We start from the raw sequence: 17,996 nt of genomic DNA on the forward strand, positions 1-17,996 counted from the left end.
TAATGACTATCACACAATCAGGTCAAACAGAACTTCATGAGGTATTTGCTGTAACGGCTACTGGTGAGGCGGAAGTGTATCTAGTAGATGCCGAAATTACCGATCTTGCTGGTGAAAGATATCGTTGTGTATACGTTAGCCGACCAGAAGATACGTTCGGTGTTGCTCCTATCATCAGGCAATGGCTTACTGAAAACGAAGGCGAATATGATGTTCTGCCTTACACGCCGCCAACGGCTGAAGAAGCTCGTTCTGCCCTGCCCCCGATCAGCCGCCGCCAGCTTCGTTTGACGCTGGTGCGCAACGGCTTTTCGCTCGACGCGATTACGGCAACGATTGCCGCTCTTCCGGCTGGTCCGCAAAAAGATGAAGCCCAAATCGAATGGGAAGACTCGACCACGTTCGAACGGCTGAACCCGACGCTTTTGACCATCGCTTCCGCGCTCAATTTGTCGCCAGAAGCCGTCGATTTGATGTGGAATGAGGCAATCGCCGCCTGACAATCGCATAAATAGATGTGCTGTTTTACTCTCCTTTTTCAGCACAAAGAAAGCCGCTAACCCTTCAGTGAGTTAGCGGCTTTTTTGTTAGATTATTCTCATTACAACTCGGATGGTAAGCTCAAGCGATGGGTAGAACAGCAACGCAAATCCGACGCCATATAGAGAGAAGATGGTTAACCTAATTGCAGGGTGCGAGTTGTTTTTCCGCAGAAACTCAACAGCCCAAACATCTCTCTCTATATCCGGGAGTACGAGTTCGAACGATGCGACAGGCAGCTTGTTTGCCGCATTTCTAAAAAACATCGTCTGAAGTATTGGCTCGTAATTTACGTAACCGGTCGCGCTAACCTCCACGTCAAATCCACCACCATCGTCCATACGATCATATGCCTCTATCATCAGATCGTTTATCGCATTCTGTAAGTCGGGTGGATGGGAAAGGTCGCTCAAGACCGAAGCGGGCGTCGTGTGCTGCGCAATATGAAGCGAGTCTATCGTTTCATATATTGAGCGTTTTAGAGATGGCGTCGTGGACGCTCTTAAGGAAAACTCAATGAAGTCAGCGATCGTACGGTGATTCGCAACATCACGCGGAGAGAAGACTGTGTAGGCAAATGACGCCAGACCAAGCGCGGTCAGCCCGAAGTAGAAGAGATTGAGACGCGCAAGTGAGTAAGATTTAGTTTCTTCGCTTGAAACGCTACCACTCACCACCGCGAACGAGTGAGAAAAAAACTGTAGAACGAAGTCATTGTAAAGGATGAAGTAACCAATTGCAGGAACGAGGATCGTTAGACGGATAAGGGGCGATTCACCAATGGAAGCTAATGTGGACCACGTCGATGCTCTTCCCAACCACAAGACACCTTCTCGCAGTTGTATCCAGATTTTGCCAATCCACGCCACGGTCGCGTCCTTCCCATATGCATCAACTGGCTTATTCGCATGTTCGGCACTTTAAGTCACGATCAGACCTTGGAACCATAGACGTTCTGCACGGAAGTCAGAGTGACGCGCACAGCGCGGCGTGAAATTTCTTGGCGTAACCAGCGATTAGTTCCGCTTTGTCGAGTGCATTGATAATTCGGCGTGCGTTGACCCAATCGGCACGCTTCTCGTTGAAAAAATCAGCCAGTTTCATGCCGGTGAATTTGCCCTTGATCATCCCGTCGAGCATGATTTCCACGGAACGGTCTAATTCCATGATCGCGTCCGGATCGCCGATCAGCGCAAAGCGGCGGTAATTGGTGCGCCCCGTCAATTGCACGATGCCCCTGCCCCGCCAGCGAAACCCGTCACCTGAAGCTTCGTCACCGTTACCGAGACGGTTGGCGTACGCCCTGTTGGCGATAGCCACGGGGTTGCGGGCGTATTTGGCAGCGTCTGCTTTTGAGAAGTATTTCGGGAAGGTCTTCAGCAGACCAGCGGCGCTGTAATTGAGATTTTCGACCACCGGAACCATCGTATGTCCGGTCTCGTGGTAGGCGGTTGCCAGTGCATATGCCAACCAACGAAGATCAAGATCGGCACCCGCCGAAATGATTGCGTCCATCCCTTTTACCTGACCGGCTGTAAGCCTACCGTCAAACAGGGATGGACGCACATTTTTGTAAAAAATCGAGAGAGTTATAGCCATCCGATATTTAGCGGCGGACGGCTATCAGGCGTTGTTAGTGGCGGGTTTTGCTGCCCCAAGGCGCGCGGTCAGCACCGGTCTTTGGCGCTCGGCGGTTGTTCGCCTGAACCTTCATCGTTGCCCAACGCAAGTTGCCGGGTTCATATCCACGGGAATTGTCGATGCGGTCGATGGTGTAACCCGGACCCGGACGGAAACCGACATGACGGGCAAAGGCCTCGAATGTGTCGAAAGCACAGGTAATCCCGCGCGCGCCGTAAGCGTCATAGTTGGGATGGTCCGGATTTCCGCAGCGAGCCTTGATATTGGCATAGGCGATGTAAAGCGAGCGTTTACGCGGATCGGCGGGGCTGGAAAACTTGTGATATACCGCGTTTCGCTCGTGCAGTTCATCGAAGATGTCGTTCACTTCATCGATAAGGCCTTGGCGAACTTCGCGCCCGTAGCTCGACTTCGCGACCGTGTTTGACAGGTCGTTCGTCACCTTTTCCAGCTTGATTGTCGATGCGGTAAGGTTGGCAATTGAAGTGGTCAGTGAATTAAAGTTGGTGTTAGCTTGCATTAAAAAATCTCCTTTTAGATCATCGAGACTCCTTTCTGGTCATCTCAGAGATATTTAGTATTTCGTGAATTTCTGAATTCGCTAAAACAGCCGATTTGCGAAGAAAAATGCAGAATCTTTGAAAATATTTCGCGAAAAGTTCGCCTCCGATACATACGCGTAAAGGAGATGAACACATGATCGAATTCGTTATCTTAAACGAGGACCAGCCAGACGCGACGTTGCTTGAATATGTGCGCGTAATCGTCGGATATGACCTGAAGGGCTGCTATTACGACGCCGAACCGCGATGGTTCGCGCCTGACCAAATCGAAGGCCTTTGGGCGAAGTCAGCCAAGATGCGGGATGCCGCTGGAAATGCGGTGCACGTGTCGCCGTTGGCGATGTCCGACAAAGTGAAGGAAGCGCCCGATTGCGTGCCCGGTTTCATAAAGGGTTGGTTCGGACACCCGTTGAGCGACTATGTGCGCATCCATATCGAGCGGGAACAGCCTCCTAAATATCGTTATGAAAACGAAAAAGGAGAAACCCCGGAATGAAAGACATTATCGCATACGACTACAAAGCAGCCGAAAGATACGGCGAAACCACCACGTCGGAAGAGCGCCGCTACGAGCTTTTTGACCACGTCTATCTACTGCGCGACCGCATTGTTAAGCGCTTCATCGGCAGTCCATATGAATTTCAAGAGGTGGTCGCCTTTACCGAATACGCCATTCAGCACGAAGGCAATCGCATTTGGCATCGCTGCGAAGAAGGCGTGAACTTCGGTAAAATCGAACCGTTCGCCCGGATCAGCGAGGGCAAATGACTATGAGCATGATCACCCTCAAATTCAACGAACACGTCATCCCCGAATGCGAACCGAACCCCGACGCAATGCCTTGCTGGTTTAGCCTGCATGAAGGTAGCGAATGGCTTCACATCAGCCGCTTCAATCCTGAAATCGGCTTCCATGCGGTTCAATACGAGGACGGCAATGCCTACGATGCAGGCTTGAAGGCAGCGGGATTCAGCCCGTGGCGCAAGGACTCGCAACCGCTCGGCAAAATCGTTGCGAACGGCGAATGGACGGCGAAACTGGCGAGTGCACAGAAGCCGGGTTGGTCCGGTTATGGTGCCGCCGTATGACCGCTGACATCCACCCTGCCCCGGCTGAATTCACCGCCGACGAAATCCGCTCTGACAACATCCTTCAGTTCTTCCATTACGCGCATTTGCCGGAAGCGCTGAAGGCTCGGTCGCAACCGTTCTGTGCGCTTGTTCGCCAGATTATCGACACGACTCCGCGCAACGCCGAAAGGACCGTTGCGCTGCGGAAGCTGCTTGAAGCCAAGGATTGCGCTGTACGGGCTTCCTTGGCGATTTGATGTTTAGTTGAGTACAGAGGCGACGTTTTTTCACCAGCAATACTCTGCAATGGCTGTCACCCGCTCTCAACCGCTCTGAAATCCCCGAAATCCACCAAAAATGCCAGTTGAAGAAAATCTTTTGAGGCTGTCTACTTGACACAAGAAGCGCGCCATCGGACCAGCCAATATACATTTTGAGGTTACATTCTCTCTGCACCAACCATTGATTTCATTGGTTTTTTTCAAGCCACTGGAATAGGCCCGGGGAGCCAAATTAAAAGATAAGCGCCCGTTGTCGTTGAGAAATCCGATAACGGGCGTTTTCTTTCCTACAAATCCCGCCCGCTTTTGAAATCCGCTCAAATTGATAGAGGATTCGAACGTCAATGAGGATTGACGACACCAGCCAGCGCGACGGGCTCAACCTGGTCCTTCTGCGATTCCTGGGCAAACTCCTCGTCGACCTCTTTTTCCGCCTGCAGCCAATGACTGAGGCTTCGGCCGTCTAACGCCCCTTCGGCCTGCCAGAGATCAAACGCTCGTGCTGTGATGCGTCTCTCGCGTGGATCGGTCATTGTGCTCACCGGAGACCGAGGAACGACAGAATCGCGATAACGATGACGACCAAGCCGACGATGTAGATGATGCGGTTCATGATGTTCTCCTTACGAACATAAACCCAACGCGGCGCGCGTGCCGTTGTTCCGGTAGGGTATAGCTCATCGCTGTTGGACGAGCGGCCCGGGCCTCAAGGCACTCATGCGCGGCGTTGACGACGGTCCTCTCAGCAAGTCGGCGCCAGTGCATTAACAGGCCCCCTCCTAGAGGCAGCCCGACACGAACGACTCGCGCGCGATGGCACAAAGGCAATTCATTTTTGAGGAAATCGATGGTGTCGTGCAGGCTTTCTATCAATTCTGGCGCCATCGATATGGTTTTGGTCGAACTGTTTTCGAGGTTGGAACAACACACTCTCCGAGCCGTTCTCGGCGCGTAGCGAAAGAGGGAGCAATGGCAATCGAAAACGCACCAACCGAAGATGGCAAGGAAGGCGCCAGCGGCTTGTATAAGGCAGCACGCACGGATGAACGACAAGTTGAAGCTGAAAAGGGCTTCTGACCGCGATAAAGGCGCCGATCGTTTTGACGAGCGGTCCCGGAGCTCTGACGGCAAGAGCGCGGGTGAAAAGCAGCGGTAAGCCTGGCCGCCCCCTGGCTGCCCGCTCAACCAGTAACATCGATGTCGCTACGCTTCTCGACAACACGGTGCGGATTAACGGCCAGAAGCACGATTGGAGCGGCATTATCACACTAGGTGTCAGCTCTCCTCATAAATCGCTACCTCGCCCTGTCTAAGCCGGCTGATAGTTCCGAAAAATACGATCCGATCCTTCTTCAACAACCCAGGGACGGCTGATGCCGCCCAAACTTTCGCCAACGGCGAGCCCCGCCTGGATGGCATCTTCATGAAAGCCGGAGCCGAAATAGGAGCCGCAGAACCAGGTGTTTGATTGACCTTGCAATGACCAAAGCTGCTTTTGTGCCGCAAGCGTAGCGGCGTTGAACAGCGGGTGCTGATAAAGGCCGCGCCAGAAGACCTTGTCTTCGGCTGGGGCGTGCAATGGGCTCAGCGTCACGAAACGTGGCGACGTGTCGGGAATGTCCTGGAGACGGTTCATCCAGTAGGTGACGCACGGTTTTTGGGGTGCAGAACCGTCACGGCCGGAGCTGGCCAGGTAGTTCCAGCTCGCCCAGACGCGCCTGCGACGCGGCATCAGGCTTTCATCGCTGTGCAGCACGGTCTCGTTGTCACCATAGGTGAAGGTGGCAAGGAGCTCCGCCTCGCGCTCCGAGCGGTCGGTCAGCATGCCGAGCGCCTGATCGGCATGGGCGCCGATCACCACATGATCGAACCATTCCGGCTCTGCGCCCGAAACGGAAATTTCGACGGCACCGTTTACCCGGCGGATGGCGTTAACCGGCGCATTGGTGCGGATGCGTTCGCGAAACGGCGCGGTCAACCGCGCGACATAGGCGCGGCTACCGCCATCGACGGTGCGCCAGATCGGACGGCGTAAGAATTTCAGCAGGCCATGGTTCTCACAGAAGCGCACGAAGGAGATCGCCGGATAGTTGCCGATCTCAAGCGCCGGCGTTGACCAGATCGCGGCGGCCATCGGATAGAGGTGATCTTCGCGAAAAGCCCGGCCGAAGCCTGCGCCGTCGAGATAGTCGTCGAGACTGGCGGACGGATCGAGATTGCGAACGCCGTTCGGTGCCTGCCGGTAGAAGCGGACCAGATCTCGCAACATCGACCAGAAGCGTGGACTTGCCAGATTGCTGCGCTGAGCAAAGAGGCCGGCAAGGTTCGTTCCCGCATATTCGAGCTGACCCTTGTCCATCGATACTGCAAAGGACATGTCCGACGCCTTGGTGGGTACGTCCAGATGGATAAACAACGCTTTCAGGTTCGGGTAGGTCGTGTCGTTGTAGACGATGAAGCCGGTATCAACGGGCGTTCCCCCGGCATCCACCGTATTGCAGTGTCCGCCGATGCGCGCCTGCGCCTCGAAGACGGTCACATCATGCCGTTGCGATAAAAGCCAGGCCGCGGAAAGGCCGGCAATGCCCGTGCCGACGACCGCAATCTTCATAGGCCGGTCCGATGGAGGGAAGTGGCGCATGTCGATCCTTCTGCGGCTGTCGATTTGATTGGGGATTTTCTATAGCGTCTACGGATGCCGGCTCCTGGCGGATCACTGCTTGCTGCCTATTTCAGGACGGGTGATCCGCTTGCGAAACCGCGGCGTAGAAGGATGCATGTATGACGCTTCGAACCCAATTGAGATTGAACGCAGGCCGGACAGGCCGACAGGCCGGCGGCTCGCCGTGGTGAGTTCATCGGACGCGCAGCAGGTGCCGTCTCCCGATGCGCTGATCGGCCTGATGAGACAGATTGCCGAGGAGCGGGACAGGCAGGCCTTCGCACTGCTCTTCCGCTATTTCGGGCCGCGGCTCAAAACCTTCTTCCTGCGCTGGACGATCTCGTCGGGCGTGGCGGAGGATCTGGTGCAGGAGACGATGCTGACTGTCTGGCGCAAGGCCTCCTACTTCGATCCGGCCCGAGCGGGTGTCGCGACATGGATCTTCACCGTTGCGCGCAACATCCGCATCGACCACCTGCGCCGCCAGCGTGATCCCGCAGCACTTCCGCCCGATCCCGAGGTCGCGCCGGAAACCGTGGAGGATGGATTGCTGGGCGCTGAACGGGATGCGCGGGTGCGTATCGCCCTGACATCGCTCTCGTCCGAGCAGCAGACGATCATCCGCCTGTCCTATTTCAGCGAGAAATCGCAAACCGAAATCGCCGATGAACTGGGTATTCCGCTCGGCACCGTAAAATCTAGGACGCGCTTGGCTATGAACCGCCTGCGCGCGCTGCTGGAAGATCAATCATGAGCCAGACCCATCACGCCACCGAAGAGACCCTGATGCGCCATGCTGCTGGCACGCTTGCCGCCGGCCCCGCCATCGTCGTTGCAGCGCATCTTGCAAGCTGCCCGTCTTGCCGCGCGCGCATCGGCACCTATGAGGCGCTTGGCGGCGCTCTTATCGAGGATATCGAACCGGCTGCGCTGTCGCCGACCGCGCTGAGCGATGTGCTCGCCATGCTCGATGCCAAAGAGGGCGCAATGAAATTGGCGCCGCCACCGCTGGCGCCGCTTGAAATCGAAGGTATCCCTCTGCCAGAGGCCTTGCGCGGCTGTGATATCGGGCGCTGGCGCTGGATCGGCCCCGGCATGAAGATGAGCCGGGTCGGCGTGCCGCAGGATCCGGAGGCGAACCTCATCCTGCTCAAGGTCGGTCCGGGCCGCGCCTTGCCCGATCACGGGCATGTCGGCACGGAATTCACCTATATAGTCTCGGGCTCGTTCACTGACAGGTTCGGAAAATTCCAGCCGGGCGACCTTGCGGAGATGGGTGAGGACATCGAACACCAGCCCGTGGTGGATGCGGACGGTGACTGCATCTGTCTCGCTGCTATGGAAGGCAAGATGCGCTTCAAGAGCGTCATCGGCCGCATGTTGCAGCCGATCTTCGGGATTTGAACCATGGGACCGGCGGCGCTCTTCCTTCATCTTGCCGCCGCCCTTTGTCTTGCCATGACATCGGTATGGCTTGCGGTGCTGAGAGGCGCGCGTTCCGGCTGGGTCGATGCGGTCTGGTCGTTTCTGGTGGGGGCGGCCGGAATCGCTGCGGCCCTCGTTCCGGTCGATGGGTGGGCGGGAGACTGGCAACGACGGCTCATGGTTGCCGCTGTCGCAGGGCTCTGGTCCTGCCGGCTCGGCATCCACATTGTCCGACGCACGCTGCACGGCGGCGAAGACCCGCGGTATGCCAGGTTGCGTGAGGAATGGGGCGAGAGCTGGCGTTCGCGCCTCCTGCTTTTCTTGCAGATACAGGCCGCAGCCGCGCTTCTCCTCGCTGCAACCATCTTTCTCGCCGCTCGAAATCCGGCACCTGGTCTGCAATGGAGCGATTTTGCCGGCGTCGCCGTCCTGCTCACCGCCGTCTTCGGCGAAGGGCTTGCCGATGCGCAATTGACGCGGTTTCGCGCAAACCCTGCCAATAGCAGCAAGGTCTGCGATGAGGGGCTGTGGAGCCTGTCACGCCATCCCAACTACTTCTTTCAGTGGCTGGGCTGGACCGGATACGCCGTCATCGCCATTGGCCCTGCCGGCGCGTGGAGCTGGGGTTGGTTGGCCCTTATCGGCCCGGCCTTCATGTACTGGCTGCTCGTGCACGTCTCGGGAATTCCCCCGCTCGAAGCCCATATGCGCCGCTCGCGCGGCATCGCCTTCGCCGCCTATGCCGATCGCGTGAATGCCTTCTGGCCAGGCCCGCAATCCAGGGAGAGATCGACATGAACCTTGCCATTGCCGCGATTACCGCCGCAGAGCGTCTGCCGCTTCCCGATAGCGCCCTGCGCTTCGGCATTGGCCAGCTTGTCGGCCGTACCCGCCGCCTGCTCGCCGGCGGCACAGGACCGACGGACGTTGATTTTGCAAGGTCGATGGGCGAATGGCCGATTGCCGTTCACACGGATGATGCCAACGCCCAGCACTATGAACTGCCGGCGGATTTCTTCGCGCTGACACTCGGTCCGCGCCGCAAATACTCCTCCTGTCTCTATCGCACAGACAATGCGACGCTTGCGGAGGCTGAAATCGCCGCACTGGAAGAGACCTGCGCACATGCGGGCCTTGAAGACGGACAGGACATTCTGGAACTGGGCTGCGGCTGGGGCTCGCTCTCGCTGTTCATGGCGGAACGTTATCCCGCCTCGCGCATCGTTTCCGTTTCGAATTCCGCCTCGCAACGCGCCCATATCGAGGCGGAAATCAAGCTGCGTGGCCTTCGTAACCTGACCATCATCACCGCAGATATGAACAGCTTCTCATCCGACAAGACTTTCGACAGGATCGTCTCCGTCGAGATGTTCGAGCACATGTCCAACTGGCGGGCCTTGCTGGCGCGCGCTCACGGCTGGATCCGACAAGACGGTCGGCTCTTCCTCCATGTTTTTTCGCACCGCAAGACCGCGTATCGGTTCGATCATGCCGACAAATCGGACTGGATCGCCCAGCACTTCTTTACCGGCGGCGTCATGCCGAGCCATGGGCTGGTGCGCGAATTCGGCGAGAGCTTCGTGGTCGAGAAGGATTGGCGCTGGAACGGCAAGCACTACGAGCGGACGGCGCGCGACTGGCTCGACAATTTCGATCGCAATCATGAGGCGATCCGCAGCATCTTCGAAGCGACATACGGTCGGGATGCCACACTATGGATGCGTCGCTGGCGGCTGTTCTTCCTTGCAACCGCCGGGCTCTTCGGGCATGCCGATGGCGAGGAGTGGGGCGTCAGCCACTACCGCCTGCGCCCTGCCGGTCACGGAAAATGACGTCGCTACTCGGCACCTTGGTCACGGGCATCCGTGCCTATATCCGCCACCCCGATCCCCGCGTCGCTGCAGCAAATGCGGTTGCACTGCTCGTGGCTTCCAACCAGCCGTTCTACCCGCTCTATCTTTTCTGGCTGGTCAGTCACGACATCACGCCGGTCTGGTTCACTTTCCTCTCGACGCCTTTCTTTCTCGCCGTGCCGATTGTTGCGCGCTGGAACGCTACCGCCGGCAGAGCGCTGCTGCCGCTTGCCGGTATCGGCAACACCGTGCTTTCCGCCTGGCTCTTCGGCACGGCTTCGGCAGTCGAGATCTTTCTTGTTCCCTGCGGCGTACTCGCGCTGCTGCTGTTTCGTCCGAAAGAGCGTTTTGCAAGGCTGCTGCTTACGGGGCTGGCTTTCGGCGCCTTCCTGTTGCTGCACGGTGCTTACGGTCCACCCATGGCAACGTATGGTGCAACGGAATATGCCGCACTCGTCCGCCTCAACCTCATCAGCGCAAGCACGCTGACGGCGGTCGTCGTGCTGCTGTTTTCCAATCTCCTTGCGGACGCGGAACGCTCAGGCGAAGCGGCTGGCGGCGAGAAAACCGGCTGAGGCGCCGACAGCGGTCACGAAGGCACCCCATGGAATATCGGCAAGCGTGATGGCGAGCGGCCAATCTTTCAACGTCGCCTGGTTGGTAAGGTCGTAGGTGGCATAGGCCACAAGGCCGAGTACCGCACCGTTCAGCGCTGCTTTCACAAGACCGCCACCCTGAAGCGCCGGCAAGATAGCAAAGAACACGATGCCTCCGATATAGATCAGATAAAAGCAGATCGCCGGCACGAGGCGGAATTGCGGCTCGAGCTTGTCGCCCAGAAGTGGACGATAGAGCATGTCGGCCATCGTCGTCAGCCAGATCGCATCGACGATGAGGAAGGCAATGCCGGCCGCCAGATAGGCCGTAATGATGGTTTTCATGCCGATATCTCCGAGAAGGGCTCGATAGTCTTTACGCCGTTACACGCCCGCCGGATCACCACGAGTGAACCAAAGGGCGTGCCTCTGCGTATAGAGAGCAAAGCTAGGAGGATGGATCGATGAAGATACTGGTTGTGACCGTATTCGCCGCCCTGATGCTCACCACTGCCGTGTCTCAGGCGCAGCAATCCGCAGATCCGAGCGGCATATGGCTGCGGGACGATGGTAATGCGCGCGTGCGCATCGCGCCTTGCGGCAGCAATATCTGTGCGACCAATCTCTGGATCGGCGATACCAGCAAGGGCGAGGAAGCCGGCGATCGTCTCGTCATGTCCCTTCAGCCGAAATCGCCGGACACACTCGCGGGAACGGCCTACGATGCCAAGCGCGATCGCACCTATTCGATCACCGTGCAGGTCTCCGAAAATGCACTTTTGACCCGTGGCTGCATTCTTGGCGGCGTCCTGTGCAAGAACGTGCACTGGCAACCGGCGAAATGACTGTTACAGCAGAGGACAGGGCATGAAGACCGACCGCATTACCAGCATGGTGGAGAACGGGCCACCACCCGCTGCCGCCGGCACCCTCTACGCCGGCAAGGTGATGCATCAGCGCCTCAATCCCTTCGGCCATCGTTTCAGCTATACGGTCTTCTCCCTTCTGGTCGATATAGATCGGCTTGATGATCTCGCGAGCGGGCCCCGCCTGCTGTCTGTCAATCGACCAGGCATACTGTCTTTCCGCGAAAGCGACCATGTCGAGGAGAAGGGCGAGACACTACGCAGGTTCGCCGACCGCCTGCTGTCCCATGCGGGTCTCGACAAACCGGCCGCACGCGTTCTTTTGCTCGCGTACCCTCGCATGTTCGGTTACGTCTTCAATCCCCTTGCGACCTATTTCGCCTATGATGCCGAGGACCACCTCATCGCCATCATCTACGCCGTTCGCAACACGTTCGGCGAACGCCACAGCTATGTCGCGCCGGTCCTGCCGGGCGAGGAAAGCCCCGCAGGCATCCGCCAGACGCGCACGAAGATCTTCCATGTCTCACCCTTCATGGAGATGGGGCTTCGCTACCACTTCCGCATCCTGCCGCCGGGCAGAACCGTGCGCGTACGCATCCACGAAACCGCTGGCACGGAACCGTTGCTTGCTGCCACATTCAACGCCGATGCCACCCCGCTCACAGACAGGAACCTCGCCCGATATCTCCTGAAGTTTCCCTTCATGACCTTGAAAGTTATGGGCGGCATTCATTGGGAAGCGCTCAAGCTATGGCTGAAGGGCGCCCACTTCCATAAAAGCCCGCCGCCGCCGCCCATTGCCAGTTTTCGCGACGAGAGTGACGGGATGCGAAGCCCATCGTTAGAGACATCCGCTGATTACCAAGCTTCTCTTTGGAGACCTTCATAACCTCTGCCTTCACGAGACAAGACGATAGATGCCAGGGTTGACATCGTAAATCGTCGGTCTTTCCCGGCCAAGCCCGAAGTCTGCGCATGCAACAGCAGGCGGCGCCCTGGTTCTCGAATACGGTAACCACCAACCAAGCGTCTCACAGGCGTCCGCCGATAGCGCGATGCACGGAAATGCCGTTGGAGATTGGGCTTCAGCGCTCTATCAAATCTATTATGATGTTCATGCATTCGGCCGAAGTATTGGTTCCCTTCCACAAATGACGATAGATATCGGGTTCCTCGGCGCAAGGGTCGCTGATGCCGCAAGGTTGCAGGGAAATGAAGCTCAGAGCGCACTTTTGGCACCGCGCGATTGATGCCGCGAATTCTACTTTACCGACAAAAACCTCGTCTGGGAGTTCCTACGCCAATTGATCGATTCCGGTATGCTAGAATTGCCAAGTGCCCGGAACTCGTGACAAAGTTTAACGGCAGCTGCGGAATCGCCATGACCAACTGCGTCAGTCTTTCCAACCAAGGCTAATCCTGATCGACCGCCACGCCGCTCGATGCGTCGATGTTGATTTCGACACGGGCCTTATCCGTGGTGCGGTACTCAATTTCGTAATAGCCTTTATCGTTCCAAGACATAGAGTCCAGGCGCGCAAAATCCGGTCTGCTCTCTATCTCGGATAGGACCACCGAGGGCTTTTTGCCGGCTTCCGGCTTCGGGTTGTTCTTTGTGTCCTGGGAATACGCCGCCGCCGTAAGCCCGGCCCAGATGCTCACCGCAAGGATCGCCATTCTCTTCGACATGCTGATCTCCATCATTTGGCGATATTAGGATATGCGCGACTTAGTATCCTAGCGGAGGTTCAGCGGCGGGCGCTTCGTGTTCATCTGGAGTTCGTGGCGGGTTGCGAAGCGGCCGAAAAGGAGAAGCAGCTTGCGCTCCTGGGCCTTGTCGATGCCATTCTTGCGGCAATGCTCCACGACATCGTGGACGGCGCTGGTCTGGCGCGGAATGAATCGACGGATATCGATATGATGTGTCATGAACGCTCCTCCGTTAGAGTGGAGGAGAAATCCGCCAAGGGAGACTATGTTCCCCCGGCGCGTTGTATTTTATGGACTTTTCAGGGAACGAGCCCTGCCCCCATCTGGCCGGCCATGCGGATGGTGCCGTAGTCGCGGTCATGAGCGTTGCGTCGAAAGGCCTGGCTGCGCTCGCGCGGGCGGACGGAGCTGTCGGAAAGCGGTATGCCGATCATTCCGTCGGCAAAGGTGCCGGTCGGGACATCGTCCTCATGTTCGGTCGACTTCGTCTGAAACAATCCGAAAAGCATCATCCTATCTCCATTTTCTGTCCAAACGGGCGGACAGGGATTCCGTTCCCGTCGCCACGCCGGATAGACGCAAAATTAACCATGTTTGCTAACAGCTCGTTAAAGGCCGGGTATTTTTCAGCCTTGCCACCGTTTCTCTGTGATCCGAATTCTCAAGATTAACGTCTTGGCGTTGAGAGGTATTGACGCTAGCTTTCCCTTACGTCGGGTTGGCAGAGGGGCAATCGATGACGATTGAATTGATTTCAGAAAAAGCATTTCCTGACGGCGTGCATCTGGCGCCGGAGACGATTACCGAACAAACGAAGGGATTGCCCTTCAAGGCGCAGCTTGTGCTTCGCGGTCTCTTGAAGCTCGAAGCCGGCGCGCTCTCCATGACGATCCCTGGCGGGCGGACCTTCGTCATCACCGGCAAGACGCCGGGCCCGCAGGCGGCCGTCACGCTCCATAACTGGAAACTCGTGCACAGCGCTATCGGCGGCGGGGCGATAGGTGTGGCGGAAAGCTACATGGACGGCGACTGGGAGAGCCCGGATGCCGGCGCCTTCATGGAGCTCATCCTCGTCAACACGAATGTGGTGCGCCACTATTCGAACGGTCCGCGCGGCCTCTTCCTGCTGGTGGAAAAATTCCGTCACTGGCTGAACGCCAACACCAGGCGCGGCGCGCAACGCAACATCTCCGCCCATTACGATCTCGGCAACGCCTTCTATTCCGAATGGCTCGACCCGACGATGACCTATTCCTCGGCGCTCTATTCCCAGGGCGCAAACGACCTCACCTCCGCGCAGCTTGCCAAATACCGGGCGCTGGCCGAGGCGACGGGCATCGGCCCTAACGACCATGTGCTGGAAATCGGCTGCGGCTGGGGTGGTTTTGCGGAATTTGCGGCGGGCGAGATCGGCTGCAAGGTCACGGGCCTGACCATCAGCCGCGAACAGCTCGCCTTTGCCCGCGAGCGCATGGCCAAGGCCGGGCTTGCCGACCGCGTCGAACTGAAATTCCAGGACTATCGCGACGAAACAGGCCTGTATGACCGCATCGTCTCCATCGAAATGTTCGAGGCCGTGGGCGAAAAATACTGGCCCGCCTATTTCTCCAAGCTCAACGAATGCCTGAAGCCCGGCGGCCGCGCCGGCCTGCAGATCATCACCATCCTGCAGGAAGCCTTCGAAGACTATAAGGCCAATCCCGACTTCATCCAGAAATATGTCTTCCCCGGTGGCATGCTGCCGACGCGCGAGCATCTCTCGACGCTGGGGCACCAGTTCGGGCTCGGCATGGCGTCGGATATCGGATTCGGCCCGGATTATGCCCGCACGCTCGCCGAATGGCGTCATCGTTTTTGGGCGGCCTGGGAGCGCATCGTGCCGCTCGGCTTCGATGAGCGTTTCCGCAAGCTCTGGGAGTTCTACTTCTATTATTGCGAGGCGGGGTTTCGGGCGCGCAACATCGATGTGCGGCAGGTGGTTTACACGCGCCCGCTAGCCTAGTTCGCGCAGCGATGGAAAAAATCCCTCTTGAAGCCATTTTCCGGGGAACACGATTTCTTGCAAAGTGCTGCTTGCCGGCCGAAAAGACGGTTCCAAATCTAGGCACATAACGCGAGGCTCGTCTCCCATGTCCATTCTTCCGTCCGTTCTGGATGCAATCGGCAACACGCCGCTGATCCGCCTCAAGGGCGCCTCGGAGGCGACGGGCTGCGAAATCCTCGGCAAGGCGGAATTTCTGAACCCTGGCCAGTCGGTGAAGGACCGCGCAGCTCTCTCGATCCTCCGCAAGGCGGAAGCGGCCGGGCAGCTGCGTCCGGGTGGAGTCATCGTCGAGGGCACGGCGGGCAACACGGGCATCGGCCTTGCGCTCGTCGCCAGGGCGCTCGGCTATCGCGCGATCATCGTCATCCCGGAAACCCAGAGCCAGGAAAAGAAGGACGCCATCCGCGGCCTCGGCGCCGAGCTGGTGGAAGTACCCGCGGTTCCCTACAAGAACCCGAACAACTATGTGAAGCTTTCGGGCCGGCTTGCTGAACAGCTCGCCAAGACCGAACCGAACGGCGCGATCTGGGCCAACCAGTTCGACAACGTCGCCAATCGGGATGCCCATATCGAGACGACCGCGCCGGAAATCTGGCGCGATACTCATGGCAAAGTGGATGGCTTCGTCTCCGCCGTCGGCTCCGGCGGCACGCTGGCCGGCGTGGCCGCGGGCCTTCGCGCCAAAAACCCCGATATCAAGATCGCGCTGGCCGATCCGGATGGTGCGGCGCTCTACAGCTACTACACCAATGGCGAACTGAAGTCGGCCGGCAGCTCCATTACCGAAGGCATCGGCCAAGGCCGCATCACGGCGAACCTCGAAGGCTTCACGCCCGATTATTCCTACAACATCCCCGATTCCGAAGCCGTTCCGATCGTTTTCGATCTCATCGAGAACGAGGGCATCGCCATCGGCGGTTCCACGGCCATCAACATTGCCGGCGCGATCCGCCTTGCCCGCGACCTCGGTAAGGGCCACACGATCGTGACGATCCTCTGCGACTATGCTAACCGCTATCAGTCGAAACTCTTCAATCCGGACTTCCTCGATTCGAAGGGCCTGCCCGTTCCGGCATGGCTGAAGGCGAAATCGGCGATCAAGGTCCCCTATCAGCCGGTCGAATAGGTCTCATGTCCCTTCCCACCACTGCCCTCTTTCGCGACGATTTCTATCTCTCGACACATGAGGCAGTGGTGACGGCGGTGCGCGAGGACGGCGGCATCGAGCTCGACCAGACCTGCTTTTACGCGACGTCCGGCGGCCAGCCGGGCGATACCGGCTTCCTCGAGCGCGCCGACGGCAGCCGCATCGCGCTCGGCCCGGCAGTCACGGGCGCGACGAAAGAGATCATCATCCACCGCCCGCTGGAGGGCGAGGCATCGCCCATCGTCGGCGAGACGGTCGTAGCCCATATCGACTGGGCGCGTCGCTACAAGCTGATGCGCATGCACACCGCCTGCCACCTGCTCTCCGTCGTCTGCCCCTACCCGATCACCGGCGCGGCGGTCGGCGAGGAGGACAGCCGGGTCGATTTCGACATGACCGATACCATCGACAAGGATGCGGTGACGGCGAAGCTGATGAAGCTCGTCGAGGAAAACCATCCGATCTTTGTGAAATGGATCACCGACGCGGAGCTTGCCGCCAATCCCGGCATCGTCAAATCCAAGAACGTGCGCCCGCCCATGGGGCTCGGCCGCGTCAGCCTCGTTTGCATCGGCGAGAATTCCTCCATCGACAGCCAGCCCTGCGGCGGTACGCATGTGTCGGAAACGCAGGAAGTCGGCGCCATTCACATTTCCAAGATCGACAAGAAGGGCAAGGAGAACCGCCGGTTCCGCATCCGCTTCGGTGCGCCCGGTTCCGAGGCCTGAGGGAGTACAGATATGTCCAACGACAAGAGCAAGTTCGTCGTCTCGGCGGATTGGGTGGAAAAACAGCTGGGCGCGCCGGAGTTCCGTATCGTCGATGCCTCCTGGTATCTGCCGGCGCAGAACCGCAATGGCGCGGCCGAATATGCCTCGGGCCATATTCCCGGCGCCGTGTTCTTCGATCAGGACGTCATCGCCGACCATGCCGTCAGCCTGCCGCACACCATCCCTTCACCGGAATTCTTTGCCGCCGAAGTCGGCAAGCTCGGCATTTCGGATACGGACACCATCGTCGTGCATGACGGTCCGGGCATCTTCACCGCGCCGCGCGTCTGGTGGCTGTTCCGCACCATGGGTGCGAAGAACGTTTTCGTCATGGATGGCGGCATCGACGGCTGGAAGAAGGAAGGGCGCCCGCTGACGACCGACCTGCCGGAGCCGGCACCCGCCGTTTTCCGCACCAATTTCAACCCCTATGCCGTCACCTCCTTCGAGGAGATGCGCGGCATCGTCACGACGGGCTCGAAGCAGATCGCCGATGCGCGCGGTGCAGGCCGCTTCACCGGCGAAGAGGCGGAGCCGCGCGCCGGCATGCGCTCCGGCCATATGCCGGGCGCGAAAAGCATGCCGTCGGGCACATTTTCCGTGGATGGCAAGTTCAAGGATCTCGCGAGCCTGCGCCGGCATTTCGAGCTATCCGGTATCGATCTCTCCAAGCCGGTCGTCACCAGCTGCGGCTCGGGCATCACGGCGGCGATCATCACGCTTGCCCTCCATTCCCTGGGCCATGAGAACAATACGCTCTATGATGGGTCCTGGTCGGAATGGGGCGGCCGTCAGGATACGCCCGTCGTGACCGGAAAGGCCTGA

At 58.5% G+C, this 17,996-nt stretch carries 25 protein-coding genes and 1 pseudogene; 17 read left to right on the plus strand and 9 right to left on the minus strand.

Annotated features, from left to right (window positions below):
- The first annotated feature begins 2 nt into the window (after window positions 1-2).
- Window positions 3-500, plus strand: a complete 498-nt coding sequence (locus tag AC27VQ_RS19295) for a hypothetical protein (protein ID WP_488717555.1) — start codon at window positions 3-5, stop codon at window positions 498-500.
- 87 nt (window positions 501-587) lie between these two features.
- On the opposite strand, the gene AC27VQ_RS19300 is transcribed toward AC27VQ_RS19295, so the two are convergent.
- The 3 genes from AC27VQ_RS19300 to AC27VQ_RS19310 all read right to left on the minus strand — a co-directional run bounded on the left by AC27VQ_RS19300 (window position 588) and on the right by AC27VQ_RS19310 (window position 2,701).
- Window positions 588-1,409 (minus strand): hypothetical protein, encoded by an 822-nt coding sequence (locus AC27VQ_RS19300; RefSeq protein ID WP_488717556.1) that lies wholly within the window; start codon window positions 1,407-1,409, stop codon window positions 588-590.
- A gap of 97 nt (window positions 1,410-1,506) precedes the next feature.
- A complete protein-coding gene (locus tag AC27VQ_RS19305) occupies window positions 1,507-2,055 on the minus strand; it encodes a hypothetical protein (protein WP_488717557.1) in 549 nt (182 codons plus the stop codon).
- A 118-nt stretch (window positions 2,056-2,173) separates the two neighbouring features.
- A complete protein-coding gene (locus AC27VQ_RS19310) occupies window positions 2,174-2,701 on the minus strand; it encodes a hypothetical protein (RefSeq protein WP_488717558.1) in 528 nt (175 codons plus the stop codon).
- Window positions 2,702-2,877: 176 nt separating this feature from the next.
- On the opposite strand from AC27VQ_RS19310, the gene AC27VQ_RS19315 reads away from it, so the two are divergent.
- The 4 genes from AC27VQ_RS19315 to AC27VQ_RS19330 are packed head-to-tail and all read left to right on the plus strand — an operon-like array spanning window position 2,878 to window position 4,071.
- Window positions 2,878-3,240 (plus strand): hypothetical protein, encoded by a 363-nt coding sequence (locus AC27VQ_RS19315; protein ID WP_488717559.1) that lies wholly within the window; start codon window positions 2,878-2,880, stop codon window positions 3,238-3,240.
- Complete coding sequence (locus AC27VQ_RS19320) at window positions 3,237-3,512, plus strand: hypothetical protein (RefSeq protein WP_488717560.1); 276 nt, start codon at window positions 3,237-3,239, stop codon at window positions 3,510-3,512. The genes AC27VQ_RS19315 and AC27VQ_RS19320 overlap by 4 nt, the downstream gene beginning before the upstream one ends.
- A 2-nt stretch (window positions 3,513-3,514) precedes the next feature.
- The gene (locus AC27VQ_RS19325) at window positions 3,515-3,832 is read left to right on the plus strand and encodes a hypothetical protein (RefSeq protein ID WP_488717561.1); all 318 of its coding nucleotides are present in this window, start codon (window positions 3,515-3,517) and stop codon (window positions 3,830-3,832) included.
- Window positions 3,829-4,071, plus strand: coding sequence for a hypothetical protein (locus AC27VQ_RS19330; RefSeq protein WP_488717562.1), 243 nt, complete (start codon window positions 3,829-3,831; stop codon window positions 4,069-4,071). Before AC27VQ_RS19325 ends, AC27VQ_RS19330 begins: the two co-directional genes overlap by 4 nt.
- A 365-nt stretch (window positions 4,072-4,436) precedes the next feature.
- Here AC27VQ_RS19330 and AC27VQ_RS19335 read toward each other — a convergent pair whose 3' ends face one another.
- Window positions 4,437-4,628 (minus strand): DUF2934 domain-containing protein, encoded by a 192-nt coding sequence (locus tag AC27VQ_RS19335; protein WP_488717563.1) that lies wholly within the window; start codon window positions 4,626-4,628, stop codon window positions 4,437-4,439.
- Between the two features lie 436 nt (window positions 4,629-5,064).
- On the opposite strand from AC27VQ_RS19335, the pseudogene AC27VQ_RS19340 reads away from it, so the two are divergent.
- Window positions 5,065-5,251 (plus strand): annotated as a pseudogene (locus tag AC27VQ_RS19340) (hypothetical protein).
- A gap of 153 nt (window positions 5,252-5,404) precedes the next feature.
- On the opposite strand, the gene AC27VQ_RS19345 reads toward AC27VQ_RS19340, so the two are convergent.
- Window positions 5,405-6,706 carry an NAD(P)/FAD-dependent oxidoreductase gene (locus AC27VQ_RS19345; RefSeq protein ID WP_488717564.1) on the minus strand — a complete coding sequence of 434 codons (1,302 nt, stop codon included), beginning with the start codon at window positions 6,704-6,706 and terminating at the stop codon, window positions 5,405-5,407.
- Window positions 6,707-6,815: 109 nt separating this feature from the next.
- Here AC27VQ_RS19345 and AC27VQ_RS19350 point away from each other — a divergent pair, with 109 nt between their 5' ends.
- From AC27VQ_RS19350 to AC27VQ_RS19370, 5 genes are read left to right on the plus strand one after another with little or no spacing between them, the layout of a single operon-like run.
- A complete protein-coding gene (locus tag AC27VQ_RS19350; RefSeq protein WP_488717565.1) occupies window positions 6,816-7,511 on the plus strand; it encodes a sigma-70 family RNA polymerase sigma factor in 696 nt (231 codons plus the stop codon).
- Window positions 7,508-8,161, plus strand: a complete 654-nt coding sequence (locus AC27VQ_RS19355) for a ChrR family anti-sigma-E factor (protein WP_488717566.1) — start codon at window positions 7,508-7,510, stop codon at window positions 8,159-8,161. Before AC27VQ_RS19350 ends, AC27VQ_RS19355 begins: the two co-directional genes overlap by 4 nt.
- A 3-nt stretch (window positions 8,162-8,164) precedes the next feature.
- Window positions 8,165-8,980, plus strand: a complete 816-nt coding sequence (locus AC27VQ_RS19360) for a DUF1295 domain-containing protein (RefSeq protein ID WP_488717567.1) — start codon at window positions 8,165-8,167, stop codon at window positions 8,978-8,980.
- Window positions 8,977-10,014 carry an SAM-dependent methyltransferase gene (locus AC27VQ_RS19365; RefSeq protein ID WP_488717568.1) on the plus strand — a complete coding sequence of 346 codons (1,038 nt, stop codon included), beginning with the start codon at window positions 8,977-8,979 and terminating at the stop codon, window positions 10,012-10,014. Before AC27VQ_RS19360 ends, AC27VQ_RS19365 begins: the two co-directional genes overlap by 4 nt.
- Window positions 10,011-10,610 (plus strand): hypothetical protein, encoded by a 600-nt coding sequence (locus tag AC27VQ_RS19370; protein WP_488717569.1) that lies wholly within the window; start codon window positions 10,011-10,013, stop codon window positions 10,608-10,610. The genes AC27VQ_RS19365 and AC27VQ_RS19370 overlap by 4 nt, the downstream gene beginning before the upstream one ends.
- On the opposite strand, the gene AC27VQ_RS19375 is transcribed toward AC27VQ_RS19370, so the two are convergent.
- A complete protein-coding gene (locus AC27VQ_RS19375; protein WP_313528285.1) occupies window positions 10,575-10,976 on the minus strand; it encodes a DUF2177 family protein in 402 nt (133 codons plus the stop codon). The genes AC27VQ_RS19370 and AC27VQ_RS19375 overlap by 36 nt on opposite strands.
- Before the next feature lie 119 nt (window positions 10,977-11,095).
- Between AC27VQ_RS19375 and AC27VQ_RS19380 the strand changes: the two genes are divergently transcribed.
- Together AC27VQ_RS19380 and AC27VQ_RS19385 are read left to right on the plus strand one after the other, a co-directional pair.
- Window positions 11,096-11,476, plus strand: coding sequence for a DUF2147 domain-containing protein (locus AC27VQ_RS19380; RefSeq protein ID WP_313528287.1), 381 nt, complete (start codon window positions 11,096-11,098; stop codon window positions 11,474-11,476).
- Between the two features lie 22 nt (window positions 11,477-11,498).
- The gene (locus AC27VQ_RS19385; protein ID WP_488717570.1) at window positions 11,499-12,389 is read left to right on the plus strand and encodes a DUF1365 domain-containing protein; all 891 of its coding nucleotides are present in this window, start codon (window positions 11,499-11,501) and stop codon (window positions 12,387-12,389) included.
- Between the two features lie 524 nt (window positions 12,390-12,913).
- Here AC27VQ_RS19385 and AC27VQ_RS19390 read toward each other — a convergent pair.
- From AC27VQ_RS19390 to AC27VQ_RS19400, 3 genes are all read right to left on the minus strand, one after another.
- Entirely contained in the window at window positions 12,914-13,189 is a 276-nt protein-coding gene (locus AC27VQ_RS19390; protein ID WP_488717571.1) for a PepSY domain-containing protein, read from the minus strand.
- Window positions 13,190-13,237: 48 nt separating this feature from the next.
- Window positions 13,238-13,429: a hypothetical protein gene (locus tag AC27VQ_RS19395; RefSeq protein WP_313528295.1), complete on the minus strand. Its 192-nt coding sequence runs from the start codon at window positions 13,427-13,429 to the stop codon at window positions 13,238-13,240.
- An 80-nt stretch (window positions 13,430-13,509) separates the two neighbouring features.
- A complete protein-coding gene (locus AC27VQ_RS19400) occupies window positions 13,510-13,722 on the minus strand; it encodes a hypothetical protein (RefSeq protein WP_488717572.1) in 213 nt (70 codons plus the stop codon).
- A 224-nt stretch (window positions 13,723-13,946) separates the two neighbouring features.
- Here AC27VQ_RS19400 and AC27VQ_RS19405 point away from each other — a divergent pair, with 224 nt between their 5' ends.
- The 4 genes from AC27VQ_RS19405 (at window position 13,947) to sseA (ending at window position 17,996) form a co-directional block, all read left to right on the plus strand.
- The gene (locus tag AC27VQ_RS19405) at window positions 13,947-15,212 is read left to right on the plus strand and encodes a class I SAM-dependent methyltransferase (protein WP_488717573.1); all 1,266 of its coding nucleotides are present in this window, start codon (window positions 13,947-13,949) and stop codon (window positions 15,210-15,212) included.
- A 127-nt stretch (window positions 15,213-15,339) separates the two neighbouring features.
- Window positions 15,340-16,380 (plus strand): cysteine synthase A, encoded by a 1,041-nt coding sequence (locus AC27VQ_RS19410; RefSeq protein ID WP_488717574.1) that lies wholly within the window; start codon window positions 15,340-15,342, stop codon window positions 16,378-16,380.
- 5 nt (window positions 16,381-16,385) lie between these two features.
- Window positions 16,386-17,129: an alanyl-tRNA editing protein gene (locus AC27VQ_RS19415; RefSeq protein WP_488717575.1), complete on the plus strand. Its 744-nt coding sequence runs from the start codon at window positions 16,386-16,388 to the stop codon at window positions 17,127-17,129.
- Between the two features lie 12 nt (window positions 17,130-17,141).
- On the plus strand, window positions 17,142-17,996 hold the full coding sequence (gene sseA, locus AC27VQ_RS19420; protein ID WP_488717576.1) for a 3-mercaptopyruvate sulfurtransferase: 855 nt from the start codon (window positions 17,142-17,144) through the stop codon (window positions 17,994-17,996).

It is taken from the genome of Shinella sp. 20P9.1.1 (genome assembly GCF_057798995.1).

Coding starts and splice junctions, on each gene's coding strand:
- AC27VQ_RS19315 (WP_488717559.1), top strand. CDS start 2,878: ATGATCGAATTCGTTATCTTAAACGAGGACCAGCCAGACGCGACGTTG.
- AC27VQ_RS19310 (WP_488717558.1), bottom strand. CDS start 2,701: ATGCAAGCTAACACCAACTTTAATTCACTGACCACTTCAATTGCCAAC.
- AC27VQ_RS19335 (WP_488717563.1), bottom strand. CDS start 4,628: ATGACCGATCCACGCGAGAGACGCATCACAGCACGAGCGTTTGATCTC.
- AC27VQ_RS19390 (WP_488717571.1), bottom strand. CDS start 13,189: ATGTCGAAGAGAATGGCGATCCTTGCGGTGAGCATCTGGGCCGGGCTT.
- AC27VQ_RS19295 (WP_488717555.1), top strand. CDS start 3: ATGACTATCACACAATCAGGTCAAACAGAACTTCATGAGGTATTTGCT.
- AC27VQ_RS19330 (WP_488717562.1), top strand. CDS start 3,829: ATGACCGCTGACATCCACCCTGCCCCGGCTGAATTCACCGCCGACGAA.
- AC27VQ_RS19365 (WP_488717568.1), top strand. CDS start 8,977: ATGAACCTTGCCATTGCCGCGATTACCGCCGCAGAGCGTCTGCCGCTT.
- AC27VQ_RS19305 (WP_488717557.1), bottom strand. CDS start 2,055: ATGGACGCAATCATTTCGGCGGGTGCCGATCTTGATCTTCGTTGGTTG.
- AC27VQ_RS19370 (WP_488717569.1), top strand. CDS start 10,011: ATGACGTCGCTACTCGGCACCTTGGTCACGGGCATCCGTGCCTATATC.
- AC27VQ_RS19410 (WP_488717574.1), top strand. CDS start 15,340: ATGTCCATTCTTCCGTCCGTTCTGGATGCAATCGGCAACACGCCGCTG.
- AC27VQ_RS19400 (WP_488717572.1), bottom strand. CDS start 13,722: ATGATGCTTTTCGGATTGTTTCAGACGAAGTCGACCGAACATGAGGAC.
- sseA (WP_488717576.1), top strand. CDS start 17,142: ATGTCCAACGACAAGAGCAAGTTCGTCGTCTCGGCGGATTGGGTGGAA.
- AC27VQ_RS19395 (WP_313528295.1), bottom strand. CDS start 13,429: ATGACACATCATATCGATATCCGTCGATTCATTCCGCGCCAGACCAGC.
- AC27VQ_RS19380 (WP_313528287.1), top strand. CDS start 11,096: ATGAAGATACTGGTTGTGACCGTATTCGCCGCCCTGATGCTCACCACT.
- AC27VQ_RS19385 (WP_488717570.1), top strand. CDS start 11,499: ATGAAGACCGACCGCATTACCAGCATGGTGGAGAACGGGCCACCACCC.
- AC27VQ_RS19415 (WP_488717575.1), top strand. CDS start 16,386: ATGTCCCTTCCCACCACTGCCCTCTTTCGCGACGATTTCTATCTCTCG.
- AC27VQ_RS19375 (WP_313528285.1), bottom strand. CDS start 10,976: ATGAAAACCATCATTACGGCCTATCTGGCGGCCGGCATTGCCTTCCTC.
- AC27VQ_RS19320 (WP_488717560.1), top strand. CDS start 3,237: ATGAAAGACATTATCGCATACGACTACAAAGCAGCCGAAAGATACGGC.
- AC27VQ_RS19355 (WP_488717566.1), top strand. CDS start 7,508: ATGAGCCAGACCCATCACGCCACCGAAGAGACCCTGATGCGCCATGCT.
- AC27VQ_RS19325 (WP_488717561.1), top strand. CDS start 3,515: ATGAGCATGATCACCCTCAAATTCAACGAACACGTCATCCCCGAATGC.
- AC27VQ_RS19360 (WP_488717567.1), top strand. CDS start 8,165: ATGGGACCGGCGGCGCTCTTCCTTCATCTTGCCGCCGCCCTTTGTCTT.
- AC27VQ_RS19405 (WP_488717573.1), top strand. CDS start 13,947: ATGACGATTGAATTGATTTCAGAAAAAGCATTTCCTGACGGCGTGCAT.
- AC27VQ_RS19345 (WP_488717564.1), bottom strand. CDS start 6,706: ATGAAGATTGCGGTCGTCGGCACGGGCATTGCCGGCCTTTCCGCGGCC.